The organism is Prevotella brunnea (assembly GCF_008016795.1).
Lineage (GTDB): Bacteria > Bacteroidota > Bacteroidia > Bacteroidales > Bacteroidaceae > Prevotella > Prevotella brunnea.
The window spans coordinates 14,615-27,761 of sequence record NZ_SDIK01000053.1 but is presented as its reverse complement, the minus strand read 5'-3'; the positions used below and the strand labels follow the sequence as shown (position 1 = coordinate 27,761).

At 45.5% G+C, this 13,147-nt stretch carries 9 protein-coding genes; 5 read left to right on the top strand and 4 right to left on the bottom strand.

Annotated features, from left to right (window positions below):
- Positions 1 to 536: 536 nt before the first annotated feature.
- From ETF27_RS06940 to cdaA, 3 genes are all read left to right on the top strand, one after another.
- Complete coding sequence (locus ETF27_RS06940; RefSeq protein ID WP_130830503.1) at positions 537 to 1,976, top strand: C69 family dipeptidase; 1,440 nt, start codon at positions 537 to 539, stop codon at positions 1,974 to 1,976.
- A gap of 642 nt (positions 1,977 to 2,618) precedes the next feature.
- On the top strand, positions 2,619 to 3,452 hold the full coding sequence (gene folP, locus ETF27_RS06935; protein WP_130830502.1) for a dihydropteroate synthase: 834 nt from the start codon (positions 2,619 to 2,621) through the stop codon (positions 3,450 to 3,452).
- 167 nt (positions 3,453 to 3,619) lie between these two features.
- On the top strand, positions 3,620 to 4,393 hold the full coding sequence (gene cdaA, locus ETF27_RS06930; RefSeq protein WP_130830501.1) for a diadenylate cyclase CdaA: 774 nt from the start codon (positions 3,620 to 3,622) through the stop codon (positions 4,391 to 4,393).
- A gap of 31 nt (positions 4,394 to 4,424) precedes the next feature.
- On the opposite strand, the gene ETF27_RS06925 is transcribed toward cdaA, so the two are convergent.
- Entirely contained in the window at positions 4,425 to 6,170 is a 1,746-nt protein-coding gene (locus tag ETF27_RS06925; protein WP_147785625.1) for a GNAT family N-acetyltransferase, read from the bottom strand.
- Between the two features lie 170 nt (positions 6,171 to 6,340).
- On the opposite strand from ETF27_RS06925, the gene pta reads away from it, so the two are divergent.
- Both pta and ETF27_RS06915 read left to right on the top strand, forming a co-directional pair.
- The gene (gene pta, locus ETF27_RS06920; RefSeq protein ID WP_130830499.1) at positions 6,341 to 7,387 is read left to right on the top strand and encodes a phosphate acetyltransferase; all 1,047 of its coding nucleotides are present in this window, start codon (positions 6,341 to 6,343) and stop codon (positions 7,385 to 7,387) included.
- A gap of 122 nt (positions 7,388 to 7,509) precedes the next feature.
- Entirely contained in the window at positions 7,510 to 8,715 is a 1,206-nt protein-coding gene (locus ETF27_RS06915; RefSeq protein ID WP_147785624.1) for an acetate/propionate family kinase, read from the top strand.
- Between the two features lie 1,416 nt (positions 8,716 to 10,131).
- Here the strand turns inward: ETF27_RS06915 and ETF27_RS06910 are convergent.
- The 3 genes from ETF27_RS06910 to ETF27_RS06900 all read right to left on the bottom strand — a co-directional run bounded on the left by ETF27_RS06910 (position 10,132) and on the right by ETF27_RS06900 (position 13,146).
- Positions 10,132 to 10,896, bottom strand: a complete 765-nt coding sequence (locus ETF27_RS06910) for a UDP-2,3-diacylglucosamine diphosphatase (protein WP_130830498.1) — start codon at positions 10,894 to 10,896, stop codon at positions 10,132 to 10,134.
- A 64-nt stretch (positions 10,897 to 10,960) separates the two neighbouring features.
- Entirely contained in the window at positions 10,961 to 11,281 is a 321-nt protein-coding gene (locus ETF27_RS06905) for a metal-sulfur cluster assembly factor (protein WP_130830497.1), read from the bottom strand.
- A gap of 86 nt (positions 11,282 to 11,367) precedes the next feature.
- Complete coding sequence (locus ETF27_RS06900; RefSeq protein WP_147785623.1) at positions 11,368 to 13,146, bottom strand: peptidoglycan DD-metalloendopeptidase family protein; 1,779 nt, start codon at positions 13,144 to 13,146, stop codon at positions 11,368 to 11,370.
- Position 13,147 lies beyond the last annotated feature (1 nt).

The window sequence follows — 13,147 nt, the reverse complement described above, 5'->3', positions numbered from 1 at the left end:
GTAAACCATTGATTATCAGTGATATTCATAGCCTTGAAAATTCATCGATTTTCAACCGGAAACCAATGCGCATCCTTGCCGTCATTCCATCCCAATTTGCAAGGTTCCATCGCACCAATAGAGTGCAAATGTCGTCCATTTTCTTTCTTGTCTTGCCAAAAGGGTAAAAAGATTTAACCCGGTCGTGGGAGATATGGTTCTTTATTATCGATTAAAGGTGTCATATCGTGAATACAATCCGGGCAATGCAGCAGGCCTTCCAAGCCGGCAGTGGAAATATATGATAAATTAAACTTGAAACATGAACCATTCAGGAAAATAAAAAATTGTAGAACCGGAAGTCCATAATCAAAATGCTGAAACAACGATGGCAAGGGGCTTGGAAGAAATAAGGGGAGGGTGAAGCTTGGGCTAACGAGCCATTGATGGATAGTAGATGTTCAAAACTAAACGTACACATTTTTCTTCATTTTTGTTTTCCTTTCTCAAATATTTTTCTTACATTTGTCATATCAAAATCATTGATGACAATGCTTATGAAAAGAACAGAAGAAACGATGGGTAAGCTCCCATCAGAATGTACAACGATTATCGTTGGCAAAGACATGACGAGCGATGGCTCGATGATAGTAGCCCGTTCGGAAGACTGGGATGCCATGGAGGCAAAGAATTACGAACTATACGAAGATACGAAGAATGGTCCTCGCGAGTTTGTGGCAAAGGATAGTCCTTTCCGTTGCGAGCTTCCGGCGGAGATGCTGGGCTATAGTGCTCTTGCTCCGTTCTGTCTTCCCAACCATTGGGGTAGTGCCGGATTCAATAGTGCCGGTGTGGGCATGAGTGCCACTGAAAGCATTTTCAGCAGCGATGCCGTGTTGAAGTTCGATCCGCTCGTTGAGACGGGCTTGGCAGAAAATGCCGTTTTCAATGTTGTTCTTCCTTACGTGAAAACCGCTCGCGAAGGCGTGGAACGCTTGGGAATGTTGATAGAAAAACACGGAATAGCCGAAGGCTTCGGCATCGGATTTGTTGACAACAAGGAAATTTGGTATTTGGAAACCGCCTGCGGTCATCGTTGGTTGGCTTGCAAGATGCCGAAAGAAGAGTACTTCGTTACCGGAAATCAGAGTCGATTCCGCGTTTACGACCCGACTGACAAAGAGAATTTCCTTGCTTCAGCCGACCTCATCGAGTTTGCCGAGAAGAATGGGCTATACGATCCCAAGAAAGGCACGTTCGATTTCCATGAAGCTTATGCTCGCGACGAGGAACTCGATACCACATATAACTATCCGCGTGTTTGGGGATTGCAGAAGATGTTCTCGCCCGCCATCAAGAATGATGTAACGAAGAATACTTTTCCCGTGTTTGCCACGGCAGAGAAACCCATCAGCATCACCGCTCTTCGGCATGCTTTCCGTTTCCACTATGACAATACGGAACACGACCCTTATCTCCACAGCAATCCCAAAGAGCCTTATCGTCCGGTGTCCATCTTCCGCACCACACAAACCCATATTCTTCAGGTTCGTCCTGAACTTCCAAAAGCCATCGGCTGTGTAGGCTATGTGGCAATGGGTATGGCTGATCTCGGCTTGTTCCTTCCTTTGTATCAAGGCATCACTTCTTATCCCGAAGCCTATACAAAAGGAAAGGACGAGGCAGATTCCGAGTCGGCTTATTGGAAATTCCGTAAGGTGATGACACTCGGAATGGTGAACTATAATAAATATGCTCCGATGATTAAGGAGGCTTACCTGAAGTTTGAAGAGGAAACCGACCGCCGTCAGCGTGAGATGGAAGAAGAGTATCTGCGCATTTACAAGTCGCAGCCACTTCGTGCAAATGATATGTTGCAGGAATTCTCCGATCGCATACTCACCAGAGCTCTCGAGCTTGCCGACTGTTTGCAGGAGAAGCTCTTCACGCAGCTTACCAAGGATATTCAGGCGGAATATCTTTTCCACGGAGCATAAACACACTTAGGATAGAGACGCGAGCTCTGTCTTAATAAAAAAGAAATAGGACTATACCGATTGTGTGGTGTAGTCCTATTGTCGTTATCGCCCTTTGATATGACGAAACGCATATATTGAGTTACAAGTGGCGTTATCCTTTCTGCAATCTTTTACCTTATTTTATTTTCTCAATCCGCAGTTGTGTCATCTTTCATACCTGTGTCCCAATGCCTCTTCTCTTAACCTGCCACGGATAGACATAAATATCATCATACTTGTTCATTCTACAGGGATAGCCCGAACAGACTTCTGTACACTCTTCGATGCTCCCTTGGCGAGATTTCCAATTCGCATGCCGCCTCATCGGTCTGTGATGTTCAACAATTCTTCGAGTGCCTAATCATGCTTTGACTCCCCTCTTTGTTCTTGTCGCAAAATTAAGCAAAGAAAACCATTCCACACATGGAGAAATTCCTAAATCAGAGTAGGGAAAAACCTACAGTTGGTGGGGAAACTCCCACGCTTGTTCCATTCCACGACCTTGGTGCGCTCATAAGATTGAAGAAATAGACTGCCACTCCATGAAGGAATAAGCTGAAAAATGATGAAAAACAGACGCTTTATTTTGATTTCTAAAGGAATTGAGCTAACTTTGCGGATATGAACGAAGAAACTTTTACACTACAGAATAAGCCGGCGAGCTACACCATCAACGTAAAGGGACGTTTGATGGACTTGAGCCGTCCGTGCGTGATGGGAATACTGAACGTTACGCCCGATTCTTTTTATGCCAACAGCCGCATGCAGACCGCGGATGCCATTCGCAACCGTGTGAAGCAAATTGTTGATGAGGGAGCGAAGATTATTGATGTGGGAGCTTGCTCCACACGTCCCGGTGGCAATCCGGCAGGCGAAGAAGAGGAAATGAAACGCTTGGAAATGGCACTGCCCATCGTTCGCGAAGTTTATCCTGATGCGGTGATTTCCGTTGATACCTTTCGTGCTTCGGTTGCTCGTCGTGCAGTGGAAGAATACGGCGTGGATATCATCAACGACGTGGAAGAAGGCTCCGACCGGGATATGTTTCGCACGGTAGCCGGATTGGGTGTTCCCTATATACTCATGTCGAAGGCAGCAAGCCTGCACGATATGCTTGTCGATTTGTCGCGTGAAGTCCAAGAGTTGCGCTCGTTTGGGCAAAAAGACATCATTCTCGATCCCGGCTTTGGCTTTGGAAAAGAACCCGTTGCGGGCAACCTTACCTTGATGAACGAAATGGAGAAACTGCTTGTCATGGAACTTCCCATCCTCGTAGGCATCAGTCGGAAACGCATGATTCATCAACTTTTAGGCATCACTCCACAAGAGAGTCTGAACGGAACCACGGTGTTGAATACCATCGCGCTGATGAAAGGTGCTGCCATCCTCCGCGTTCACGATGTAAGGCAGGCGGTGGAAGCAGTAAAGATATATGAAACCATGATACGCTCGTAGCGAACCCTCCTGTCGGATTTTGTTGCTGTGGAGGCATGACCCCTCCATGACAAAGCAGTGGATTGATTAAGTGGAAACCCACTTCTGCGAAGAATAATTAAAAAAAGATCATATGCTCTCCGAAACGACAGCTGTCTTCACCGCTGAGAGCGAAAGAAACTTAGTCTATGTTTTTTGAGTTTGGCATAAAAGATATCATTGATATTGTATTGGTGGCGCTCATGCTCTACTATCTCTATCGTGTGATGAAAGAGTCCCGGTCGCTCAACGTCTTTGTTGGCATCATGGTGTTTGTTGTCCTATGGCTAATTGTAAGTCAGGTGTTGGAAATGCGTCTCTTGGGTAGTATCATGGATAAGCTCGTCTCCGTTGGTGTTATCGGACTTATCGTGCTTTTTCAGGAAGAGATTCGTCATTTCCTTTACAACCTTGGCGCACATCAAAGAGTGAAAAACCTCTTGAAATTGTTTTTAGGCGACAGAAAGAAAGACAGCGTGGATCGTGAGGCCATCCTACCCATTGTCATGGCGTGCATGAGTATGGGGCGTGGCAAGGTAGGCGCGTTGATTGTATTGGAACGTGGAGTGAGCCTTCAGGACATTGTTGAGACCGGAGACACCATCGATGCACGCATAAACCAGCGGCTGATAGAAAATATCTTTTTTAAGAACTCACCGTTGCACGATGGTGCTATGGTTATCTCGAAGAAGCGCATCAAGGCAGCAGGTTGTATCCTGCCTGTGAGCCATAGTCAGGACATCCCGAAGGAATTAGGACTTCGCCACCGTGCTGCTCTGGGTATCTCGCAGAACTCCGATGCTGTGGCAATTGTGGTGTCGGAAGAGACCGGGCGCATCTCTGTTGCCATTAAGGGAGACTTCCAATTGCGACTGACGGCAGAACAGTTGGAAAGCATTCTCACTACTGAAATGGCGCGATAAATCCCCTTTCCATTCCTCCGTGTTCTTCTTTTTAGTTCAACATAAGGTTCATTTCCAAACCTTCATCGCCTAAAATTAAATCTGCCAATTCGTTTATTGTCAGTGCCGTGGGGCAGGGAAGAGGTCGGTTGGTGTGTGTTACTCGTCCTTTCTTCACCTTGAAGTACATGTTGTTCATGGGAATGTCGGAATCGTTGTACACCCGATAATTGCGTTCCTCTTCCGGATGCCTTTTTGCGTAGAGCGCGAATGCCTTCTCGGCGTTGATCACCCTTATCATGCCGAGAATGTTTTTGCGGTCGTGTTGGGCTGTCAGTTCATCCGGTGTGGCAAGCCGGCGGTCTTCTTGGATGATGTCGAATCCCTCCTTGTCGTGCAATATCACGCATGTTTTCTTTCTTTGCCATTGGTCGAACTCCTCAAACGACATTTCATCTATGGATGTTGGTGGTGGCGTGCAAACGATGTTATGAGTGTATCCGCATCGTTCGTACCAATCGTATAGCCAGTCTTCTGCAGGGATGAGGGTGGCAAACATGAAATCTTGCTGGTAAATCCGGAAATGCGCCTGACTCATCAGATTGCCTCCGATGCCTTGCTTTCTGTAATTTTTATCCACGCTCACTCCACTGATGTAGCTGATGGATACCTGTGTATTATGGAATTTAAGTTGATAAGGAAGGGTTTGCAGTGCTGCCACGATTTTGTTGTCAAGTTGGCTCACCACGTTGTATTCCGGTCGGAACACCCGAGAGAAATAAAGGCGGATGAACTCCTCTCGGTCATGAAAAGTGTCGCGCCAAAGGTTAGCGGTAGCTTTCGTTATCTCATCTTGTTCACCAAATTGTGCCAAAGGTCGTTTCTCCATGACCGTGCATTTCTCCAATAGTACGTCGGGTTTATATGAGAGTTTTGCCCGGCGAAGTCCCTCAATGCCCAAGTCTTCTTCCCGATTGATAAAGGTGTATTGCTCCGGAAGATGTCGTACGAACTCTTGATTGATGATGGAAAAAGCCCCTTCATAGTTGGCATTCGCTTTTTCCACGCAGACATCAAAAGTGTTATGATTGATTGGTCCTCCGAAAGTGAATGCGATGAGTTTTCCGTCCACTCTGATAGCACCCCCGAGCACGTCCAATTCATCCCATAACTCGAACACTCGCGTCATGGAACGCAGTTCATCGGTGTAATCGTTCTCTCCGTTTTCCTCATGTTTAGAAATGATGCGCCATTCTTTCTGCAGCTCCAAGCACTCCGGTATCATCTCCTTTGTGAGCGGACTATATTCATAGTTTGGGTATAGTTTTCGGAACTTATTGCAATGGTTGCGTTTTGATTGCAGTTTCTTTCCTGCGAGGTTCGCAAGTTTCTCTCTGGTATAGATGTAATCCGCGTGATCGCGGTCGGGCTTGATGATAAATGTGTCGGGGAACGCTTTCTCAATGATATCGACCATATTCCCACAAACGCCCAACATGAGAAACGGATGCCCGGAAGCGATGGAGTTTTGGCGCATCCTATTCACCATCTCCGTGAATGCTTCCTGCTTTGTCTCGTTCCATTCCCCCTTCCAAAGCGGAGCCATATAAGCAAGGTGTCTGCCGGAATAGAATCTGAAAATCAGGAAATCATCAACCTCTGCCACTTCCGTGTTGTAGAGAAATCTCCACGATATGATGTTTACAAAGCTCAAGTCGCAATTCTGTCGCTCACCTCTTATTGTGTAGCTCTGTATCAGTTCGCGATCGGTAGTTTTAATATCTTGAAATTTAATCATTTGGTGCTTTCTATTGTAATTCATACAAAATTACCTCTTTTTTTTGAAACAACCAACTCTCTACTATTAATAAGGTGTAAAAAAGTAAGGGTAAGTTTGGCGTTATAGGGCTAATTTGCTATCTTTGCATCGCAAAATGGACATTTATGATAAAACTTTAAGATAAAACTATGGACTTATTAGAGCAGATTATTGCGCGCGCGAAGGCGAACAAACAACGTATCGTGCTTCCCGAAGCTGAGGAAGAGAGAACCCTGAAAGCCGCTGACAAAGTATTAGCCGACGACATTGCAGAACTTATTCTCATTGGAAACCCAGAAAACATCAAGAAACTTGCTGCCGGATGGGGATTGAAAAACATCGACAAGGCTACCATCATCGACCCGATGAACAACCCCAAGACCGAGGAGTATGCCGAGAAGTTGGCGGAACTTCGCAAGAAGAAAGGCATGACCATTGAGCAGGCTCGCGATTTGGTAACGAAGAACAATCTCTATTTGGGATGTATGATTATCAAGACAGAAGGGGCAGACGGACAAATCTCCGGTGCTCTCTCCACGACAGGCGATACGCTGCGTCCCGCATTGCAGATTATCAAGTGTGCTCCGGGCATTACTTGTGTGAGCGGTGCCATGTTGCTGATAACCAACGAGAAGCAATATGGCGATAACGGTATCGTTGTCATGGGCGATGTTGCCGTAACACCCAACCCAACCGCAGAGCAGCTCGCACAGATAGCGTTTACCACTGCCGAAACTGCGAAGAGCGTTGCCGGCATTGAGGTTCCCAACGTGGCTATGTTGAGCTTCTCCACCAAAGGATCTGCCAAGGATGCCAAAGATAAAGAAACGGGCAAGAGCGTTTACATTATCGATAAGGTAATCGAAGCCACGCAAATAGCGAAGGAACAATTCCCCACATTAAATGTGGACGGCGAATTGCAGGCTGATGCCGCTCTCGATCCCACTACGGCAGCCAAGAAAGCAAAAGGCTCGAATGTGGCAGGAAAAGCCAATGTCTTGGTTGTCCCCAATCTTGAGGTGGGTAACATTGGCTACAAGCTGGTTCAGCGTCTGGGTGGTGCCACTGCCATTGGTCCTATTCTTCAGGGTATTGCCCGTCCGGTGAACGACCTCTCGCGTGGTTGCTCTGTCGATGATATCTATTACATGGTAGCCATCACTGCTTGTCAGGCACAGAATGCTAAGAAGGCTTAAGCCGTGATCTTCACGATTAGGAATAATGACGAAGTGGAAATCTTTTGCGATTGGGCGATTGAAAGTGTTGCTCTGATTGGCGAAAGATAATTTTCCCATGACTTAAAATAAAACGAAAACAAATGAAGATATTAGTGTTAAACTGCGGTAGCAGTTCCATTAAGTACAAGTTGTACGATATGACAGATGAGTCAGTGTTGGCTCAGGGTGGCGTTGAGCGCATCGGGCTCGATGAGGCTTTCATCAAGGTGAAACTCAACAACGGCGAGAAAAAACAAATCATGGCCGACCTCCCAACCCATAAGGAAGGAGTGGCTTTGGTCTTTAAGGTGTTGCTGGATTCGGAGATAGGAGCCATAAAGAGCTTGGACGAAATTGATGCAGTGGGCCATCGCATTGTGCAGGGTGGCGACCTCTTCGAGAAGAGTTGCATCGTGACAAAAGAGGTGGAAAAGGGCATAGAAAGCCTTATCGACCTCGCACCGGTTCATAACGCCGGACACTTGCGTGGCTTGCGTGCCGTTGATGCTTTAATGCCGAACACCCCACAGGTAACGGTCTTCGACAATGCTTTCCACAGCACCATGCCGAACTATGCGTATTTGTACGCCGTGCCTTATGAAATGTACGAGAAATATCACGTGCGTCGCTACGGTTTCCACGGAACCAGCCATCGCTATGTTTCTCAACGCGCTTGCGAAATTCTCGGTGTGGATTACAAAAGTCAGAAAATCATCACTTGCCACATCGGCAATGGTGCTTCCATGGCTGCCATCAAAGACGGCAAAGTTATTGACACCTCCATGGGTCTGACTCCTTTGGCAGGTCTGATGATGGGTTCTCGCTCCGGCGACATTGATGCTTCAGCCGTAACTTACATGATGGAGAAGCTCGGAAAGACACCGCAGGAAATGGCAGACTACCTGAATAAGGAGAGTGGTGTGCTCGGTATCACCGGCATCAGTTCTGACATGCGTGAGATTGAGGCTGCCGAAGCCGCAGGCAACGAACGTGCCATCTTGGCTCTGAAGATGTACAACTATCGCATCAAGAAATACATCGGTGCTTATGCGGCTGCCATGGGTGGCGTGGATGTGATTGTTTGGACGGCAGGTGTGGGCGAGAATCAAATCAGTCTGCGCACCGATGCAGTGGAAGGTCTTGATTTCTTGGGCATCAAGATGGATGTTGAGAAGAACAACTGCCGTGGTGTGGAAAAGGTGATTTCAGCCGACGACTCCAAGGTGAAGGTGCTTCTTGTCCCGACCGACGAGGAAATCGTCATTGCTCGCGACACTCAGGAGCTTGTAATGGCTGCCAAGAAATAAGCCAAAAGGTTATTGCATACATCAAAAAGGTTGGCAAGTACGATTACGATGGTAATCCGCTTGCCAACCTTTTTATATCTTAAGCTCAAAACGGTTAATAAGCCTAAATCGGTCATCAGCAACCACTTTAATTCTTTTTTTTAATGACCACTATTAGGAACATTCAATTATATGTGTCTGTTATTCTGCAATTTACAAACTTTACCACGTCCTTAACCCAAGCATGACTTTTCCATTGGTGGCTTTGACTTGGACAACTTCTGAACAACTGATACTTGTGCGAACTTTGTAGTCATGGCATATAATTTCATAACGCTGTTTCGTCATGCACTAATCAACTCCGAGCAAGACAAAAGATAAGCAAATGCTTTATTTTTTGGGGATATTGAAAACGCGAAAACCCTTCCCGGAGATATGGGAAAAGTTCAATAATGTCCTAATTTTTCTTCATTCATCTATCAAAAGCTTAGCTTTCGCTCTGTAAAAGCTTAGCTTTTGCAATGTAAAAGGTCATGTATTGGAGTGCAAAAGCTCATCTTTTAAATTGCAATTAATATTGTTCTGATTATCAATAGATTGCGAAGCATTTTCCGAGCCTGTTTTTTGTAATATAATTTCATGGTGATTAGGACACTACCGGGAAAAGATAAAGAATTTCTCACTGCCATACAACACCGTGAATTCTTAATGATTGATTTGGGATTTAAGGTAAGTAGGAGCGAGTACGATTCCTTAACAAATACATTTTCTTTTATATAATACAAGTTAAATTATAAGAATTTACAAAGATTATATATTAAACAATCATAAATATACTCCCCAGAATTTGTTATTATTTGTAATAAGATTTACCTTTACCATATAATAATTTATAACCGTTAAAACAATATGTAAGATGAAAACAAGATTTTTTTCAATAGCAATTATATTTGCTTCATTTTTCTTATCCCTTTACAGAATTATCAGCGATTCTAATGAAATAATATTGCATTGGGATTTTTTAGGAAATGTCACAAAGTATGGCGACAGGTACGCTATTATTTTCCTACCTATCATTTCTATTGTTCTTTATGTGGTTCTAAATTACTATAAGAAAAATCCATTTAAAATGCTTCGAATAAAAAAATTCGCACATTGTGATGAGAATTTTAACCTTCTTAGCTCTTACATTCAAGTCATCACTCCGATTGTTTTACTGGTTATTCTTTATATTGCAGCCTGCTCCGCACAATATATAAGTTTAATTCCTTGGGTTATTTATTTTTTCATAGCATTCATCATCGCCTACTATATTTATGTAAGCAACAAACTTATAAAGAACCGTACTTAGACAAAAGCAGTCTCGCTGAGACTTTCGCAAGCCCACCTTCTGATTGATGTTATACGAATGTGCGTAAAAAAACATGACTATCCTGACTATGGCTTGCTCTCGCCCTCTACATATTCCTCAAGGAAGATGTGCTCGCCGTCGAACACCACATAAGTGAACTGCCATATCCAGTCGCCCAGAATGAAAAGACGTGCCTTGCGCGAAAGCGTCAGATCGAGTTCGATATGGCGATGACCATAGATATAGTAATCCACATCGGCATGTGTCTTCATGTAATCCTTGGTGAACCTCACCAAATATTCTTTCTCTTCACCCAGATAGGGCACCTCTTTTCCATCGGCTCGCTTCAGTCTGCTTTTTTTTGCCCAATTGAGTCCTAACTGCATGCCCCACCATGGGTGGAAGAAGTTGAGCAGCCGTTGACAAAAACGATTGTGGAAAATGCTGCGCAAGAAACGATATTTGGGGTCGGGGTCGCCCAATCCGTCGCCATGAGCAAGGAAAAACACTTTGTCGTAGATTTCCGTGGTGATGGGTCGGCGATGAAGTATGACGCCACACTCTTCTTCCAAATACCCATAGGTCCAGATGTCGTGATTTCCTATGAAATAATGCACCTCTATTCCCATGTCGGTAAGCTCTGACAACTTTCCGAGAAAGCGTGTGAAACCTTTGGGTACGACATATCTGTACTCGTTCCAGAAATCAAACATGTCGCCTAACAGATAAATGGCTGTGGCCTTGTGCTTAATGCTGTCAAGAAAGTTCACCAGCCTTCTCTCTTGTGTTCGTTTATGGTCTATCGCGAGCGAACCAAGATGCGCGTCTGATAGGAAATATACATTTTTCATAACTTGAATGACGAATGAGGGTTAAAGAATTTAAGTGTAGCTGTTTTCGCAAAAGGTGCAAAGATTAATCGAAACCGAGTTCCACTCTTGCTTCCTCGCTCATCATACTTTGATCCCAAATAGGTTCGAAGACGAGGTTAATATTGGTGGAAGTTACTCCTGAAACTCCTTCTACCTTGGTGCGAACATCTTCGAAGATGAAGTCGGCAGCCGGACAAGAGGGAGAAGTGAAAGTCATATCCATGTCCAATTTTCCATCGTCTTGAAGGTCAATCTTGTAAATCATTCCGAGGTCGTAAATGTTTACGGGGATTTCCGGGTCGTAAACCGTCTTCAATGCCTCTACGATATTTTCGATTATCTTTGTCTTTTCTTCTTGTGTCATGATGATGAACTTTTGTTTTATTGTTAACGATTAATGTTCCTCCGTTATTAATGTCAAGCCTTTCCGATGAGGAAGTTTCGTTCTGATTAGCGCAGCCATTGTTCGGGGTTCAGCTTGGCGGTTTCCCTTCGCAGTTCAAAGTGGAGAACGCCACCGGAATTTACCGTACCCAATGTCTGACCTGTTCCGACGGTTTGTCCCTTTCTCACGCTGACACTGCCCATGTTGAAGTAAGATGAAATGTAAACACCATGTCGCACCATGACAGCGGTGATGCCTCCTCCTGTGAAGATGGCACTAACTTCACCTTTGAAGACACTTCTGACGGGGCTGCCCGCTGCTGATTTGATGTTGATGCCACTGCTATTTAGCTTTACGTGTGAGAGTCCGTTCACGTTGTAGTTGCCATAGTGGGTGATAATTCTGCCGGACATGGGCATGGGTAATCGTCCCTTGTTGTTTTCAAAACTTCCGGTCATTGCCCGGTCGGCAGATGACATGAGTGTATTGCTTTCTCGGTTTGCTTTCGCTGCCGCCGCCTGTTCGCGAGCAGCTCTCTCTCTGTCGGCTTTGGCTTTTCGTTCTGCCGCAACGCGCAAGGCTTCCGCCTCGCGAGCTTGTTGTGTGGCACGTGCTTGAGTTGCTGCCGCTTGTGCCGCAATTCGTTCTTCTTCGCGTTTGGCTGCTGCTTCTCGTTCTTGTGCTCTTTTTAATTCTCGTGCTTTTTTGGCAGAGGCTTCCGCTTCTGCCTGTTGGCGAGCTCTTTCCGTTGCCCGGCGAGCCTCTTCTGCTTTTGCTGCAGCTTCTTTGCGTGCGCGCTCAGCTGCCTCAGCCTTTGCCCTTGCTTCCGCTTTTGCTGCAGCTTCCCTTGCTTTCGCTTCCGCTATTCTGCGAGCATTCTCTCGTGCAGCACGTTCTGCCTCTGCTTTCCTGCGCGCCATCTCTGCTGCTCGTCGTTTGGCGGCGGCTGCTCGAGCCGCAGCTTTGGCTTTAGCCTCGGCAATCGCTCTTTGGCGGACTTTCTCCATTTCTATTGCCACCAGTCTATCTACTTGAGCTGAGATGGCTTGCTGTTTTTTCTGTCGGTCGGCGATGACGCTCTGTAGCACTTTTTGTTCGTTCTGCAAGGAATTAACCACGTTTTGCTGTTCCTGTTTCTTGCTTTCCATCTTCTGATGTTCTTGGCGACCTTTATACAGGAGATTGCTCTTGGTGGAGCGAACCGTTTGGAGTTGTTGCTGTTTCTGATCCACTTGTGCTTGCTTTGCTTTCAGTAATTCACCTTGTGCGCGCTGATAGGCTGCATATTCGCGAATGAAGCGCAGTCGGCGGTACATCTGTGTGAGACTCTTGGCGGAGAAGACGAACATCAGCTTGTCTTGTATTCCGCGATGACGCGCCATGTGGCGCATGGAGCTGATGAAACGCATGCGTCTTTCGTTCAGTTGTGTTTCGAGAGAGTTGAGCTGTCCTTTCAGTATGCCGATGTTTCCGTCAAGGTCTTTTATGTCGGTGGCAATCGTGTCAATTGTTTTCTGATGTTGTCCTATCTCTGTGTCGAGCGTCATGATTTTCTGCAAGCGTTCTGCGACATCCTTCTCTTTGGCCTTTAGCTCTTTTTCGTTCTTCGATATTTCTTTCAGAATCTCTGCATTTTTTTGTTGCAGACTCTTTATTTCCTTTGTTCTAACATATTTGGGTTGTGCTTTTGCAGTCTTTCCGCTTCTTTTTGTCGATTTTTTAGTTGCCTTCTTTTCTATCTTTTGCTGCACGGATTTGTTCTTCTGTCGTTTGGCAGGTTTCTGTGCGTAAGGCGACAGCAGGCACGTGGTCAATAATAGGATGATTAATGTAATGCGTTTCATT